Genomic DNA, 13,659 nt, shown 5'->3' on the forward strand with positions numbered 1-13,659 from the left:
TGACGAAACACTGTCCATGAGGTACCCCCCGTGACACCCGCAATGCCTCACCAGGGCGCCGCCGGCATCGCCACCGCCGTCGCCGAAAGCGTGCAATACCAAGGCCGCAAGACTGCCCGCCAAGGCAGCGAGCAGCGTCGCCAGCTGATCCTCGACGCCGCCATGCGCATTGTCGTGCGCGATGGCGTACGCGGCGTACGCCATCGCGCCGTCGCCGCCGAGGCCGGTGTGCCACTGTCGGCCACCACCTACTACTTCAAGGACATCGAGGACCTGCTCACCGATACCTTCGCCCAGTATGTCGAGCGCAGCGCCGCCTACATGGCCAAGCTGTGGGCCAATACCGAGGTGGTGTTGCGTCAGTTGCTGGCCCAGGGCGACGGCAGCCCGCAGGCGCGGGCACGCCTGGCTGATGAGGTAGCGCGCATGACTGCCGACTACGTACAGCGGCAACTGCTGACCCGCCGTGACTTCCTGATGGCCGAGCAGGCCTTCCGCCAGGAGGCGCTGCTGTGCCCGCGCCTGGCCGAACTGGTGTGCGCCCACGAGCAGATCCTGCTGCATGGCACCCGGCAATTGCTGCAGGTGGTGGGCTCGCGGCAACCGGAGCAGGACGCCCAGATGTTGACGGCGATTATCGAGCAGATGGAATATCAGGGCCTGCTCAAGGATGCCAACGCGCAAGCCGATGGGCAGATGCTCGCTATGCTTAGCCGATACCTGCAGCTGGTGCTGGCGTCGGCCTGAGCCGAGACCGATTTTTCAAGGAGAACCTGATGAAAGCCTGGCGTGTGGTGTTGTTGACTCTGTCATTCCTGCTGCTGGGCGGTTGTCTGGTGACCTTCCACGAGCCCTTGCCGAGCAACCAGGCAGCGCCCAAGGCCTTGCTCGGCAAGTGGAGCAGCAAGGACGCCTGGGGCGAGCCGCTGAAGCTGGTGATCAGCCGTAGCGGCGCCGATGCCTACAAGGCGGTGGCCACGGCCAAGGGCAAGGCCCCTGAGGAATACGTGTTCACCGTGTCGCGCCACGGCAACCGCTGGTACCTGTCGGCCGGCGTGCCCAAGCGCCTGGGTGGCAACTTCCTGATCGGCGGTTTCGATATCGTCGATGGCAAGGAACTGGTGGTCTACAACCTGGATGTCGAGCAGGTGCAGCAGGCGGTGGACAAGAAGGAGCTGACCGGGCGCAGCACCGAGGTGCCTGAAGACAACGGCGACGGCGTGCTGATCGACAGCCCGTCGGCGCGGGTGCTGGCTTACCTGGACGACCCGGCCAACTCCGACCTGTTCGTTGAAGTGGCGCGGTTCCAGCGTTCCGGCAAATGACCGCGCTGGCTTCTTCGCGGCTGAAGCCGCTCCCACAGGGATTGCAGTACCTGTAGGAGCGGCTGAAGCCGCTCCCACAGGGATTGCAGTACCTGTAGGAGCGGCTTTAGCCGCGAAGAGGGCGGTTCAGGCAATGCAAGGCTTGGCACTTTGTTCCAATAAGGAGTCCCCCGGTGGACGAATACCAGCAAACCATCCGTGCCCTGTCCGACCGCATCGTCGCGGCCCAGACCCCGATCCGGGTGCTGGACGCGGTGAAGTGGGACGACAACATCCGCCAGGGCTTCCTCAAGGCCAAGGGCAAGGAGCCGCCGGCCGTCGACCGTGCCTACTACCAGTCGCGCCCGCTGGCGTTCGATTCCAGCGCGGTCAAGGCCGAGTTCCAGGGCATCGAGCGCGACATCATTCGCCAGCTCGGCCAGTTCAACCCGGTCGGGCAGATCATGAAGCGCATGTGCCGCGAATACCGCATGGTCGTGCGCATGCTCGAAGCGCGCGGCACCGAGGATTTCGGCCTGATTTCCCAGGAGCTGTACGGCGCTGCCTCGGATGCCTTCCACGCCGGTGACCCGACCTTGGCCGACCTCGGTCTGATGCTGTCGGACTACCTGAACAACATCGATGGCCGTGGCGACCTCAAGGACGAACCGAAGAACCTCACCGCCAAGGAGGCCGTGGAAATCCTCCAGCACCGGCTGAACAAGGTGTTCGGCGAGGCCGAGGAGACCATCCGAGTGTTCGAGTCCGACGGTATCGTCGCCGATGCCGCGGCCGGGGCCGACTACATCAAGGTGCGTGCCGACGCCATGTTCAACGCCCGTGACGTGCGCGCCCTGGAGGTGCATGAAGGGCTGGTGCATGTTGGCACCACGCTCAACGGCCTGAACCAGCCGATCTGTACCTTCCTGGCCAAGGGCCCGCCCTCGTCGACGGTGACCCAGGAAGGCCTGGCCATCCTCATGGAGGTGATCGCCTTCGCCTCCTACCCCAGCCGCCTGCGCAAGCTCACCAACCGCACCCGCGCCATCCATATGGTCGAGGAGGGTGCCGATTTCATGCAGATCTACAACTTCTTCCGCGAGCAGGGCTTCGAGATGGCGCAGAGCTACAGCAACGCCAGCAGGGTGTTCCGTGGGTCGGTGCCCAATGGCCTGCCATTTACCAAGGACTTGTCCTACCTCAAAGGCTTCATCATGGTTTACAACTACATTCAGTTGGCCGTGAAGAAGGGCAAGCTCGAACAGATCCCGTTGCTGTTCTGTGGCAAGACCACTCTGGAAGACATGCGCACCCTGCGTCAGCTGGTCGAGGAAGGTCTGGTCGAGCCGCCCAAGTACCTGCCCGAGCAGTTCCGCGACCTCAACGCGCTGTCGGCCTGGATGTGCTTCTCCAACTTCCTCAACCATCTGAGCCTGGACCGCATTGAAGCCGACTACGCGAACATTCTCTGAGTGCTGCCGCCTGCTGACCCTGGGCTTGATCCTGCTGGGCCTGGGTGGTTGCAGCAGCCTGCTGTTCTACCCCGAGCGTGGCCAGCCGTTCACGCCCGAGCGAGCCAGGCTCGAGTACCGCGATGTCACCCTGACCACGGCTGATGGCATCCGCCTGCATGGCTGGTGGTTGCCTGCCAAGGGCGGGGTCGAGGTCAAGGGCACGGTGCTGCACCTGCACGGCAATGGCGGCAACCTGCCTGGGCACCTGGGCGGCAGCTACTGGCTGCCGGAACAGGGCTACCAGGTGCTGATGATCGATTACCGCGGCTATGGCCTGTCCCAGGGTGAGCCGAGCCTGCCCGAGGTGTATGAGGATATCGCCGCGGCGATGGCGTGGCTGGACCAGGCGCCCGAGGTCAAGGGCAAGCCGCTGGTGCTGCTGGGGCAGAGCCTGGGCGGCGCCATGGCCATTCACTACCTGGCGGCCCACCCCGAGCAGCGCGAGCGTTTCAGCGCCCTGGTGTTCGACGGCGTGCCGGCCAGCTACCGTGCGGTCGGGCGCTTTGCCCTCAGCACCTCGTGGATGACCTGGCCGCTGCAGGTGCCACTGTCGTGGCTGGTGCCGGACGGCGACAGCGCGATCCGCTCGATCGAGCAGCTGAGCAGCCCGCCCAAGCTGTTCTTCCACAGCATCGACGACACCCTGGTGCCGATGGACAACGGCATCCGCCTGTACCAGCACGCGCCAGCGCCGCGGGTACTGCAACTGACCCGTGGTGGCCACGTACAGACCTTCGCCGACCCGACCTGGCGTCAGGTGATGCTGCGTTTCCTCGACGACCCCAGCCATTTCAACGGCCTGCGGCGGCTGGCCGAAGTGCCCGATTACCCTGACGAGAAGAACAAGCAATGAGTGAAGAACGCAACGCCATCCCGCTGATCCTGACCGGTGTCGGCAGCATCATCGTGACGGTGGGGGCCTTGTGGTACTACGGTTACCTGCATTTCGCCAAGCCCGAGGATGCCCTGTTGCTGCAGGACTTCACCATGCTCAAGACCCTCCCTGGCGAGGACTACAAGGTCTCGCTGGACCCGGCGCCACAGGTGGCCCAGTGCGTCGATGGCGTGCTGGTGCTGTTCGACACCCAGCAAAAAGGCCTGACCGGCGTGCTGGTGGACAACCGCAAGCGCGCGGTGCGCTGCATGGGTGAGGAAACGCCGCAGCAGATACAGTGAGCCATTGTCTCTACTGCTTGTGCTGGCCCTTTCGCGGCTAAAGCCGCTCCCACAGGATCGGGCTGTACGCGATCCCTGTGGGAGCGGCTTTAGCCGCGAAAGGGCCGGAACAGGCAAAAGAAAGCCCCGCTTCGATCGCGGGGCTTGTCAGTTCAGCTAACCAACCTTACTGCTGCACCTGGCTCACCGAGCGCGGCGCCACCGGCTGGTTGTCGTTGGAGATGGTCACCTCCACCCGACGGTTCTGCGCCCGCCCCGAATTGCTCGAGTTGTCCGCTACCGGGTACTCCTTGCCATAGCCCTGGGCGACGATGCGCGCCGGGTCGACGCCGGCACGTACCAGTGCCATGCGCACACTGTTGGCGCGGCGCTCTGACAGGCCCTGGTTATAGTTGGCCGAGCCGACGCTGTCGGTGTAACCCTCGACAATCACCTTGCGTTCCGGGTTTTCCTGGAGGAACTGCGCCAGCTTGGTGATGTTCGGGTAGGCGTTGCTCTTGAGTTCGGCCTTGTTGAAGTCGAACAGCACGTCACCGAAGGTGACCAGCGTGCCGCGGTCGGTCTGCTTGGCGTTGAGGCTGTCCTGCAGCTTGGCGATCTGCGCGTCGCGGGCGTCCAGCTTGGCCTGGGCACGCTGGGCAGAGGCGTTCTTCAGTTCGCCTTCGGCGGTGCGCAGGGCGATGGTCTGCTTGGCCACCTCGACACGCTGGTTGGTCAGGTAGGCCAACTGGTCGACCTTCTTCTCGTCTTCGCCGTCCATGTAGGCCTTGTCGGCTTTGTTCAGCCAGTCCTGGGCATCCTTGGTCTCCAGCGCCGCAACCTTGCTCGATTGCGGGTCACTCTGCAGCGAGGAGAAGTTGGTGCGGGCCGATTCGAGGTTGGCGTTTGGGTCGTGCGAGCAGGCGGCAAGGCCGACACTCAGGGCCAGCAGGGCGGGAATCATGACGTAGTTGCGCATAGTGTTCATCCTTTGATCGTTTGCGAAGGCCGAGGTTGGCAGGGCAGGGCTCATTGAGCGCTGCGCAGGCCTTCCTCACGTACGTCCTGAACGCCCTCGCGGGCATCCTGCACGGCCTTCTGGGCCTTGGCCGCCTGGGCCTTGCGTTCGGCGAGGCGGGCGTCCCATTCGGCCTGTTCGGCCAGGCGCCTGGCGTCGTCGTATTTCTTGTCATGCATGGCGATCTCGGCCTGCTTGAACTTGTCCTGGGCCGCTTTCATTTCCACGGCGGCGAACTCGGTGCCGCCAGCGCTGACGGCGGAGTTCACGGCGGACTGGGTGACGGCATATTGCTCGGTGGGCGGGTTGCCCGCACAGCCGGCCAGGGCCAGGCTACTGCCCAAGGCCAGTGCTGCCAGCTTGAACCCGCGCACATGAGTGGATGAGGGTTTGCAAGTGAGGGTCTTCTTGGTGGTCAGTTCCATTGGATCACTCCTGTTCACGACGATGTCCGTAGCAGTCCATCGCTCATTCCCTGACACGTCCGCGCGCTTCAGCTCAACGGTGCACAACGGCAGGTGTGCAGGGTTTTAGCGTGATGGCTATTGGCTGTGACTGAGGCTTTTTCCGGATAGTTCAGAAAAAATCACCCTTAACGGACAACTATTTCTGACTAATCGGTCAGTGTGATTCGTCCGGAACTTTTGCGGTGTATAGCGGTATTCCGGGCCCCTACCAGGCCCGGAAGAATGGGGCGGCGGGTTACTTCTCGCTGTCGGCTGCGGGGTTGCTCAGGGCGTGCAGATGCTGCCGCGACAGTGAAAGAAAGCGCGGAGTAGGGCCGATGTCCTCGTACAGCGGGTCGCCTTCTTCGTCGGTGGCGATGACCTGGCGGCCCTGCACATAGGGGAAGCTGGCTTCCAGTTCCTCAAGAGCGGCTGCGACCAGTTCACCGAGCAGTTCTTCGGCGGTGCGCTTGGGGTACATGTCGATCAGCGCGGCCAGGCGCGCCTCTGACTCCAGGTCCAGGTGCAGGACATGGCCCGTGGGGCTAAGGGTACCGGCGGCATTCTGTTCCCAATGCCGGGCGAGTTCACGAATTTTCATGATGACCTCTGTTGACGCCTGAAAAGGCTGCATTGCATGGGAGTCTCGTGCTTTCACTTTAGTTTGCTTTGGCCGATCACGGCTTGCCATCGCCGCCCGGCTGTGGGCACTCTTGGGGCGAATACCGCGCACCCCTGTGGGAGCGGGTTCACCCGCGAACACCGGCGCAGCCGGTGCCAGGCACCGCGCTGGATTCTTCGCGGGTTAACCCGCTCCCACAGGGGATCGCGTAAAGGCTTAAAGGAATGCAATGCGCCAGAGCCGCGCCGGAGAGAGGGCCAATGACCGATATCGATGTGCGTTTGCGTGAAGATGTCCATGTGTTGGGTGAGTTGCTCGGCGAAACCATTCGCCAGCAGCATGGCGAGGCGTTCCTGCAGAAGATCGAAGACATCCGCCACAGTGCCAAGGCTGACCGTCGCGGCGCCGGCGAGCAACTGAGCTCGACCCTGGCGGACCTGGCCGAAGAAGACTTGCTACCTGTGGCCAGGGCCTTCAACCAGTTCCTCAACCTGGCCAACATGGCCGAGCAGTACCAGTTGATCCGCCGCCGCGACGCCGACCAGCCCGAGCCGTTCGAGGCCCGGGTGTTGCCCGAACTGCTGGCGCGCCTGAAGCAGGCCGGGCACGGCAATGATGCCCTGGCCCGGCAGCTGGCCAAGCTCGACATCCAGCTGGTGCTCACCGCGCACCCCACCGAGGTGGCCCGCCGTACCCTGATCCAGAAGTACGACGCCATCGCCGGCCAGCTGGCTGCCCAGGACCACCGCGACCTGACCCCGGGCGAACGCCAGCAGGTGCGCGAGCGCCTGCGCCGGCTGATCGCCGAGGCCTGGCACACCGAGGAAATCCGCCGCACCCGGCCTACGCCGGTGGATGAAGCCAAGTGGGGCTTCGCGGTGATCGAGCATTCGCTGTGGCATGCCATTCCCAGCCACTTGCGCAAGGTCGACAAGGCCCTGCTGGAGGCTACCGGCCTGCGCCTGCCGCTGGAAGCGGCGCCGATCCGCTTCGCCTCGTGGATGGGCGGTGACCGTGATGGCAACCCCAACGTGACCGCTGCGGTCACCCGCGAAGTCCTGCTGCTGGCGCGCTGGATGGCCGCCGACCTGTTCCTGCGCGACATCGATGCACTGGCTTCCGAGTTGTCCATGCAGCAGGCCAACGACGCCCTGCGCGAGCGTGTCGGCGACAGCGCCGAACCCTACCGCGCCGTGCTCAAGCAACTGCGTGACCGCCTGCGGGCGACGCGCGCCTGGGCGCATTCGGCGTTGACCAGCAACCAGCCGGCCAGCGCCGAGGTGCTGGTAGACAACCGTGACCTGATCGCGCCGCTGGAGCTGTGCTACCAGTCCCTGCACGCCTGCGGCATGGGTGTGATCGCCGAAGGCCCGTTGCTGGACTGCCTGCGCCGCGCGGTGACCTTCGGCCTGTTCCTGGGGCGCCTGGACGTGCGCCAGGACGCCGCCCGCCACCGTGATGCGCTGAGCGAGATTACCGACTACCTGGGCCTGGGGCGCTATGCCGACTGGGATGAAGAGCAGCGCATCGAGTTCCTCCAGGCCGAGCTGAAAAACCGCCGGCCACTGCTGCCCGCGCACTTCAGGCCGCAGGCCGATACCGCCGAGGTGCTGGCCACCTGCCGGGAAATTGCCGCCGCGCCGGCTGCTTCGCTGGGCTCTTACGTCATCTCCATGGCCGGTGCTGCCTCGGATGTGCTGGCGGTGCAGTTGCTGCTCAAGGAGGCTGGCCTGACGCGGCCCATGCGCGTGGTGCCACTATTCGAGACCCTGGCCGACCTCGACAACGCCGGCCCGGTGATGCAGCGCCTGCTCGGCCTGCCAGGCTACCGCGCCAACCTGCGTGGCCCGCAGGAAGTGATGATCGGCTACTCCGACTCGGCCAAGGATGCCGGTACCACGGCAGCGGCCTGGGCGCAGTACCGGGCCCAGGAAAACCTGGTGCGCATCTGCGCCGAGCACCAGGTCGAGCTGTTGCTGTTCCACGGCCGTGGCGGCACGGTAGGCCGCGGTGGAGGCCCGGCCCATGCCGCGATCCTGTCGCAGCCACCAGGTTCGGTGGCAGGGCGATTCCGTACCACCGAGCAGGGCGAAATGATCCGCTTCAAGTTCGGCTTGCCGGGCATCGCCGAGCAGAACCTCAACCTGTACCTGGCCGCCGTGCTCGAAGCCACCTTGTTGCCACCGCCACCACCGCAGCCGGCCTGGCGCGAGTTGATGGACCAACTGGCCGCCGATGGCGTCAAGGCCTATCGCGGTGTGGTGCGGGAGAACCCCGATTTTGTCGAGTACTTCCGCCAGTCGACCCCGGAGCAGGAACTGGGGCGCCTGCCGCTGGGCAGCCGCCCGGCCAAGCGCCGCGCCGGTGGCATCGAAAGCCTGCGGGCCATTCCGTGGATCTTCGGCTGGACCCAGACCCGGCTGATGCTGCCAGCCTGGCTTGGCTGGGAAACGGCATTGAACAATGCCCTGGCCCGTGGCCAGGGTGAACTGCTGGCGCAGATGCGCGAGCAATGGCCGTTCTTCCGCACCCGCATCGACATGCTGGAGATGGTGCTGGCCAAGGCCGATGCGCAGATCGCCGAGGCCTACGACGAACGTCTAGTGCAACCGCACTTGTTGCCTTTGGGGGCGCACCTGCGCGACCTATTGTCGCAGTCGTGCCAGGTGGTACTGGGCCTTACCGGGCAGCCGGTGCTACTGGCGCACAGCCCCGAGACACTGGAATTCATCAGCCTGCGCAACACCTACCTGGACCCGTTGCACCGTCTGCAGGCCGAGCTGCTGGCCCGCTCGCGCAGCCGCGAAGCCGCTCTGGACAGCCCGTTGGAGCAGGCCTTGCTGGTCACTGTAGCGGGTATTGCAGCCGGCCTGCGCAACACCGGCTGAGGGTAGGCCCGAGGCGTCCCGGGCGGGTGCTGTGCTGGGCATGCCAGTGAACGAAGAGGGTGGTTGCGCCGGGCGCAACCACCTGCCAGGTCGGCCGCAGGTGGCGCATTCCTGCAACTTTGGGACGCTTGTCTGGCTGCCGGGCGCTGTGTATCTTGAGCAGCCTTCTGACCGATTTGTGGTCATACCCGATTTTCCGGACTTGGCCCTGGTCGCCGAATCCATTGAATTTCATAAAAAAATTTGAGGAGCACAAGATGCGCGTAATTCTGCTGGGAGCTCCCGGGGCCGGTAAAGGTACTCAGGCAAAGTTCATCACCGAAAAGTTCGGTATCCCCCAGATTTCCACCGGTGACATGCTGCGTGCCGCCGTCAAGGCCGGCACCCCGCTGGGCCTGGAACTGAAGAAAGTCATGGATGCCGGCCAGCTGGTCTCCGACGAGTTGATCATCAGCCTGGTCAAGGAGCGCATCGCCCAGCCTGATTGCGCCAAGGGCTGCCTGTTCGACGGCTTCCCACGCACCATCCCGCAAGCCGAAGCCATGGTCGCTGCCGGTGTCGACATCGACGCCGTGGTCGAAATTGCCGTGGACGACGAGGAAATCGTCGGGCGCATGGCTGGTCGCCGCGTGCACCTGGCCTCGGGCCGCACCTACCACATTCAGTACAACCCGCCGAAAGTGGAAGGCAAGGACGACGAGACGGGTGAAGACCTGATCCAGCGCGATGACGACAAGGAAGAAACCGTTCGCCATCGCCTGTCGGTCTACCACAGCCAGACCAAGCCGCTGGTGGACTTCTACCAGAAGCTGTCGGCCGCCAATGCCGGCAAGCCGAAGTACAGCCACATCGAAGGCGTCGGTTCGGTCGAAGCCATCACCGCCAAGGTCCTGGCAGCCCTGAGCTGATCCAGCGCCTGACGCACCTCGACAACGGCCCGCTTGCGGGCCGTTGTCGTTTGTGGGACTCGGCATTGCGGCCCTGATGCGGCCTCTGTGGGAGCGGGCGTGCCTGCGAAGAATTCAACGCGGTGGCTGGCACCGGCTGCGCCGGTGTTCGCGGGCGCGCCCGCTCCCACAGAGACCGCGCCAGTTCATCATGTAGCGCCTGATGGCCGTACAGCTGCGCCTTGGGGACACAACGCCGCCGCTGTTCTATACTGCCGCTCTTTTTCATTCGCACCTGGATACCCGTTCGATGACCACCCTGCTGGCCCTGGATACCGCTACCGAAGCCTGTTCCGTCGCACTGCTGCATGACGGCAAGGTAACCAGCCATTACGAGGTGATCCCGCGCATGCATGCCCAGAAGCTGCTGCCGATGATCAAGCAGTTGCTGGCCGACTCCGGCGTAGCGCTGAACGCGCTGGATGCCATCGCCTTTGGCCGTGGCCCGGGCGCGTTCACTGGCGTGCGCATTGCTATCGGCGTGGTCCAGGGCCTGGCCTTTGCCCTGGAGCGCCCGGTGTTGCCGGTGTCCAACCTGGCCGCACTGGCCCAGGGCGCCCTGCGCGAGCACGGCGTGCAGCAGGTGGCGGCCGCTATTGATGCGCGCATGGATGAAGTGTATTGGGGCTGCTACCAGGCCGCCGAAGGCGAAATGCGCCTGGTCGGCCAAGAGGCGGTGCTGCCGCCCGAGCAGGTGGCGCTGCCGGCGGGCAGCAGTGGCGAGTGGTTCGGTGCGGGTACCGGTTGGGGCTATGCCGAGCGCCTGGCGGTGCAGGTGGCGGCCAGCAATGCCAGCGCCTTGCCCAATGCCCTGGACATCCTCAGCCTGGCCAGGTTTGCCTGGGCACGTGGCGAGGCGATCGTTGCCGAGCAGGCGCAACCGGTCTACCTGCGCGATAATGTAGCGACACCCAAGAAGCGTTGAGTGTTGTTTATCGGTTATCACCGATGACACTAAAACCTTTTGCGTGATCTGTGGTCCAGTTATCAATCGAGCATTAGCGATGGAACCCTGATGCTGCTAAATTGCCATCATCGGTCCTGAGTGCTCATGCCATGCGTATCGACGGTTTCTCACCGCAGTCCTACCCGATCAAGCGCTCGCCGCGCAAGGCGGCGGTGCGTGACGAGGCCATCGAAGATGCCGAGGTGATCGAGCAGGCCGAACCAGCCCCTCAGGAAGCCACCGGCCGCCGTCGCAGTGGCGGCCTGCCAGCCCGCCAGCAGGACATGATCTTCCCCCGCGCCCGTGACCGCCGCACTGCTACCGCATTGGCCAGCTACCTGAGCACCGCCGGTTTTACCGACTGGGACATGGAAGTAATGGGGCTCGACCTGTACATTTAGTGGATGAGTTCATCGCCACTGCCTTATTTTCTCGGTTGCCCGTCCTGGAGCGAAAACGCCTGGCGCGACTACCTGTATCCCGCCGACGCCAACAGCAGTGAGATGCTTGGCTACTACAGCCGGGTATTCAACGCCGTCGAGGGCAATACCACCTTCTACGCCCGTCCCGCACCCGGCACCATTGCGCGCTGGGCGCAGATCATGCCCGAACATTTCCGCTTCACTGCCAAGTTCCCCAGAGACATCAGCCATGAAGGCGACCTGCGCGATCAGCTCGAACCGGCCTTTGACTTCACCCGCCTGATGGCCCCGCTGGGCCAGCGTGTAGCACCTTACTGGCTGCAGTTGTCGGCCCAGTTCGGCCCCGCACGGCTGGGCGAGCTTTGCCACTTCCTTGACGAGATCGGAGTGCCGGTGGCTGTGGAGGTGCGCAACCAGGCCTTCTTCGCCAAGGGTGAAGAAGAGCGCTTGCTCAACCGCCTGCTGCATGAGCGCGGTGTGGAGCGTATCTGCCTCGACCCGCGCGCCTTGTTCAGTTGCACCTCTCGTGACCCCGCCGTGCTGCATGCGCAGGCGAAGAAGCCCAAGGTACCGCCACGCCCGGCAGCCTTCAGCCAGCAGCCGCAGGTACGCTTCATCGGCCATCCGCAGCTGGAGGCCAACGAGGCCTTCCTTACCCCCTGGGTAGACAAGGTTGCCACCTGGATCGAGGAAGGCCGCCGCCCCTACATATTCCTGCACACCTCGGACAACCGCCTGGCCGCGGCGCTGGCCCAGCGCTTTCACCAGCGCCTGATGCAGCGCCTGCCGGGCCTTGCCGCGCTGCCGGAATTGCCGCGCACCCCCGAGGTCGAACAACTAGGGCTACTCTGACCATTCCCTGACTGCCGGAGGTTGAACCATGGATGTGCAAACCCTGCGAGCCGAAGCCTTCAAGGCCCTGCACGAGCGCGACAGCGCCTTCGTCATCCCCAACCCATGGGATGCCGGTTCGGCCAAGCTACTGGCCAGCCTGGGCTTCGAGGCGCTGGCCACCACCAGTGCAGGCCTGGCTTTCAGCCTGGGGCGGCCGGACGCCGAAGGGGCCTTGAGCCTGGACGATACCTTGGACAACGCCGGTGAGATTGTCGATGCCACCCCCTTGCCGGTGGCTGCTGACCTGGAGAACGGCTTTGGCGACCAGCCCGAAGATTGCGCCCAGACCATTCTGCGGGCAGCAGAAGTCGGCTTGGTGGGTGGCTCTATCGAGGATGCCAGTGGCCGCAGCGATGCACCGATCCATGACTTCGAGCTGGCAGTAGAGCGTGTGCGCGCAGCCGTGCAGGCGGCGCGCAGCCTGCCGTTCCCGTTTACCCTGTGCGCCCGGGCAGAAAACCTGCTGCACGGGCGCATGGACCTGGACGACACCATCCTGCGTTTGCAGGCCTATGCCGAGGCCGGTGCCGACGTGCTCTACGCGCCCGGGCTGCGTACTGTCGAGGAAATCCGCGCGGTAGTGCAGGCCGTCGCGCCACGGCCGGTGAATGTGCTGATGGGCATGGCGGGCGTGCCACTGAGCGTCAACCAGTTGCAGGACCTGGGCGTACGCCGTATCAGCGTCGGCTCATCGCTGGCCCGTGCCGCGTTGGGGGCCTTCCACCGGGCCGCGCTGGAAATTCGTGATGAGGGCACGTTCGGCTACGGGGAACAGGCACTACCGTTCGCCCAGCTCAACGAGCTGTTCCGCCGCTGACCTCAGGCGTGGGCGCGCACGTTGTTCAGCACCACCGGGCGGGCCCAGTGGATGTCGAACTCCAGGTCGTTCTGCTGTTTGGCCAGGGTGGCGTCGTCGAACGGCTCGGGGGCCGGGTCCAGCAGGTTGGTCTCGAACTCGGCGATCGGCAGGAACAGCGAGCGCGGGGTAGGGCCGGGGCCGGGCTCGGCAATGGGGTGACCTTGGCTCATCACCACAGGGCGCAGCCAGCTGTTGCTGATATCAAGCTGGCGCTGCTGTTCGATCAGCTCGACTGCGCTGAACGGCTCGGGAGCGGGCGGCAGCAGGTTGGCTTCGAGTTCTGCCTTGGGCAGGAACAGTGGCTCTGGCGGTGCCACCTCGGTGTCGTGTACCGGGCAGGCACGCTGGGCGTCGATCAGGGCCAGCGCGCGGGCGCCGCCGATCGGCTCGCCGCTGGCCTCGTCGTACTGCACGAACGACTGGCTGACGCTGTCTGCGGGCTCTTCCTGCTGCTCGGCCATGGCCCGGGCAAAGAAATCCTGCCACAGGTGGCTGACGCCCCCGAGTGCCTGGGTGTTGTGCTGACTGTAGTTGCCGACAGGCGACAGGTAGGTCAAGCCGATGGGAAGAGTATCTGACATGGCAGTCGCGCGCGTTGTGCTCTGGCAGAATAGCGGGATATTGCCTGTATCGGCCGAGGTGGC

Annotated in this window: 16 protein-coding genes; 12 read left to right on the forward strand and 4 right to left on the reverse strand. The window is 64.8% G+C overall.

Translation table 11 applies throughout. The features are described 5' to 3' along the window. The first annotated feature begins 42 nt into the window (after window positions 1–42). From ACIQYU_RS02500 to ACIQYU_RS02520, 5 genes are all read left to right on the forward strand, one after another. On the forward strand, window positions 43–747 hold the full coding sequence (locus tag ACIQYU_RS02500; protein ID WP_063911478.1) for a TetR/AcrR family transcriptional regulator: 705 nt from the start codon (window positions 43–45) through the stop codon (window positions 745–747). Window positions 748–776: 29 nt separating this feature from the next. Next, window positions 777–1,325 carry a hypothetical protein gene (locus ACIQYU_RS02505; RefSeq protein ID WP_063911479.1) on the forward strand — a complete coding sequence of 183 codons (549 nt, stop codon included), beginning with the start codon at window positions 777–779 and terminating at the stop codon, window positions 1,323–1,325. A gap of 173 nt (window positions 1,326–1,498) precedes the next feature. Beyond that, window positions 1,499–2,776 carry a flavohemoglobin expression-modulating QEGLA motif protein gene (locus ACIQYU_RS02510; RefSeq protein WP_025337939.1) on the forward strand — a complete coding sequence of 426 codons (1,278 nt, stop codon included), beginning with the start codon at window positions 1,499–1,501 and terminating at the stop codon, window positions 2,774–2,776. Beyond that, window positions 2,748–3,671, forward strand: a complete 924-nt coding sequence (locus tag ACIQYU_RS02515; RefSeq protein WP_402798135.1) for an alpha/beta hydrolase — start codon at window positions 2,748–2,750, stop codon at window positions 3,669–3,671. The genes ACIQYU_RS02510 and ACIQYU_RS02515 overlap by 29 nt, the downstream gene beginning before the upstream one ends. Then, window positions 3,668–3,994: a hypothetical protein gene (locus ACIQYU_RS02520; protein WP_207829493.1), complete on the forward strand. Its 327-nt coding sequence runs from the start codon at window positions 3,668–3,670 to the stop codon at window positions 3,992–3,994. Before ACIQYU_RS02515 ends, ACIQYU_RS02520 begins: the two co-directional genes overlap by 4 nt. Window positions 3,995–4,160: 166 nt before the next feature. Here the strand turns inward: ACIQYU_RS02520 and ACIQYU_RS02525 are convergent, their stop codons facing one another. The 3 genes from ACIQYU_RS02525 to ACIQYU_RS02535 form a co-directional block, all read right to left on the reverse strand. Further along, window positions 4,161–4,952 carry an OmpA family protein gene (locus ACIQYU_RS02525; RefSeq protein ID WP_207829492.1) on the reverse strand — a complete coding sequence of 264 codons (792 nt, stop codon included), beginning with the start codon at window positions 4,950–4,952 and terminating at the stop codon, window positions 4,161–4,163. Window positions 4,953–5,002: 50 nt separating this feature from the next. Next, a complete protein-coding gene (locus tag ACIQYU_RS02530; protein WP_207829491.1) occupies window positions 5,003–5,416 on the reverse strand; it encodes a DUF4398 domain-containing protein in 414 nt (137 codons plus the stop codon). Window positions 5,417–5,693: 277 nt separating this feature from the next. Further along, complete coding sequence (locus ACIQYU_RS02535) at window positions 5,694–6,038, reverse strand: hypothetical protein (RefSeq protein WP_063911483.1); 345 nt, start codon at window positions 6,036–6,038, stop codon at window positions 5,694–5,696. A 281-nt stretch (window positions 6,039–6,319) separates the two neighbouring features. Here ACIQYU_RS02535 and ppc point away from each other — a divergent pair, with 281 nt between their 5' ends. The 7 genes from ppc to ACIQYU_RS02570 all read left to right on the forward strand — a co-directional run bounded on the left by ppc (window position 6,320) and on the right by ACIQYU_RS02570 (window position 12,973). Next, window positions 6,320–8,947 carry a phosphoenolpyruvate carboxylase gene (gene ppc, locus ACIQYU_RS02540; RefSeq protein ID WP_207829490.1) on the forward strand — a complete coding sequence of 876 codons (2,628 nt, stop codon included), beginning with the start codon at window positions 6,320–6,322 and terminating at the stop codon, window positions 8,945–8,947. 40 nt (window positions 8,948–8,987) lie between these two features. After that, complete coding sequence (locus tag ACIQYU_RS02545; protein ID WP_233693929.1) at window positions 8,988–9,194, forward strand: hypothetical protein; 207 nt, start codon at window positions 8,988–8,990, stop codon at window positions 9,192–9,194. A 10-nt stretch (window positions 9,195–9,204) separates the two neighbouring features. Next, window positions 9,205–9,855, forward strand: a complete 651-nt coding sequence (gene adk / locus ACIQYU_RS02550; protein ID WP_003259830.1) for an adenylate kinase — start codon at window positions 9,205–9,207, stop codon at window positions 9,853–9,855. A gap of 289 nt (window positions 9,856–10,144) precedes the next feature. After that, a complete protein-coding gene (tsaB, locus tag ACIQYU_RS02555; RefSeq protein ID WP_207829484.1) occupies window positions 10,145–10,819 on the forward strand; it encodes a tRNA (adenosine(37)-N6)-threonylcarbamoyltransferase complex dimerization subunit type 1 TsaB in 675 nt (224 codons plus the stop codon). 131 nt (window positions 10,820–10,950) lie between these two features. Next, window positions 10,951–11,241: a hypothetical protein gene (locus ACIQYU_RS02560; RefSeq protein ID WP_207829480.1), complete on the forward strand. Its 291-nt coding sequence runs from the start codon at window positions 10,951–10,953 to the stop codon at window positions 11,239–11,241. 3 nt (window positions 11,242–11,244) lie between these two features. Beyond that, window positions 11,245–12,114: a DUF72 domain-containing protein gene (locus ACIQYU_RS02565; protein ID WP_402798139.1), complete on the forward strand. Its 870-nt coding sequence runs from the start codon at window positions 11,245–11,247 to the stop codon at window positions 12,112–12,114. 28 nt (window positions 12,115–12,142) lie between these two features. Continuing rightward, window positions 12,143–12,973, forward strand: coding sequence for an oxaloacetate decarboxylase (locus tag ACIQYU_RS02570; protein WP_233687216.1), 831 nt, complete (start codon window positions 12,143–12,145; stop codon window positions 12,971–12,973). Window positions 12,974–12,975: 2 nt separating this feature from the next. On the opposite strand, the gene ACIQYU_RS02575 is transcribed toward ACIQYU_RS02570, so the two are convergent. Beyond that, window positions 12,976–13,596 (reverse strand): hypothetical protein, encoded by a 621-nt coding sequence (locus tag ACIQYU_RS02575; protein WP_063911489.1) that lies wholly within the window; start codon window positions 13,594–13,596, stop codon window positions 12,976–12,978. Between the last annotated feature and the right edge of the window lie 63 nt (window positions 13,597–13,659).

It is taken from the genome of Pseudomonas sp. NPDC096925 (assembly GCF_044762545.1).
GTDB lineage: Bacteria > Pseudomonadota > Gammaproteobacteria > Pseudomonadales > Pseudomonadaceae > Aquipseudomonas.

Excerpts from the sequence above, each read along its gene's own strand:
- ACIQYU_RS02500 (WP_063911478.1), top strand. The coding sequence starts at position 43 with ATGCCTCACCAGGGCGCCGCCGGCATCGCCACCGCCGTCGCCGAAAGC.
- ACIQYU_RS02505 (WP_063911479.1), top strand. The coding sequence starts at position 777 with ATGAAAGCCTGGCGTGTGGTGTTGTTGACTCTGTCATTCCTGCTGCTG.
- ACIQYU_RS02520 (WP_207829493.1), top strand. The coding sequence starts at position 3,668 with ATGAGTGAAGAACGCAACGCCATCCCGCTGATCCTGACCGGTGTCGGC.
- ACIQYU_RS02525 (WP_207829492.1), bottom strand. The coding sequence starts at position 4,952 with ATGCGCAACTACGTCATGATTCCCGCCCTGCTGGCCCTGAGTGTCGGC.
- ACIQYU_RS02530 (WP_207829491.1), bottom strand. The coding sequence starts at position 5,416 with ATGGAACTGACCACCAAGAAGACCCTCACTTGCAAACCCTCATCCACT.
- ACIQYU_RS02535 (WP_063911483.1), bottom strand. The coding sequence starts at position 6,038 with ATGAAAATTCGTGAACTCGCCCGGCATTGGGAACAGAATGCCGCCGGT.
- ppc (WP_207829490.1), top strand. The coding sequence starts at position 6,320 with ATGACCGATATCGATGTGCGTTTGCGTGAAGATGTCCATGTGTTGGGT.
- ACIQYU_RS02545 (WP_233693929.1), top strand. The coding sequence starts at position 8,988 with ATGCCAGTGAACGAAGAGGGTGGTTGCGCCGGGCGCAACCACCTGCCA.
- adk (WP_003259830.1), top strand. The coding sequence starts at position 9,205 with ATGCGCGTAATTCTGCTGGGAGCTCCCGGGGCCGGTAAAGGTACTCAG.
- tsaB (WP_207829484.1), top strand. The coding sequence starts at position 10,145 with ATGACCACCCTGCTGGCCCTGGATACCGCTACCGAAGCCTGTTCCGTC.
- ACIQYU_RS02560 (WP_207829480.1), top strand. The coding sequence starts at position 10,951 with ATGCGTATCGACGGTTTCTCACCGCAGTCCTACCCGATCAAGCGCTCG.
- ACIQYU_RS02565 (WP_402798139.1), top strand. The coding sequence starts at position 11,245 with ATGAGTTCATCGCCACTGCCTTATTTTCTCGGTTGCCCGTCCTGGAGC.
- ACIQYU_RS02570 (WP_233687216.1), top strand. The coding sequence starts at position 12,143 with ATGGATGTGCAAACCCTGCGAGCCGAAGCCTTCAAGGCCCTGCACGAG.
- ACIQYU_RS02575 (WP_063911489.1), bottom strand. The coding sequence starts at position 13,596 with ATGTCAGATACTCTTCCCATCGGCTTGACCTACCTGTCGCCTGTCGGC.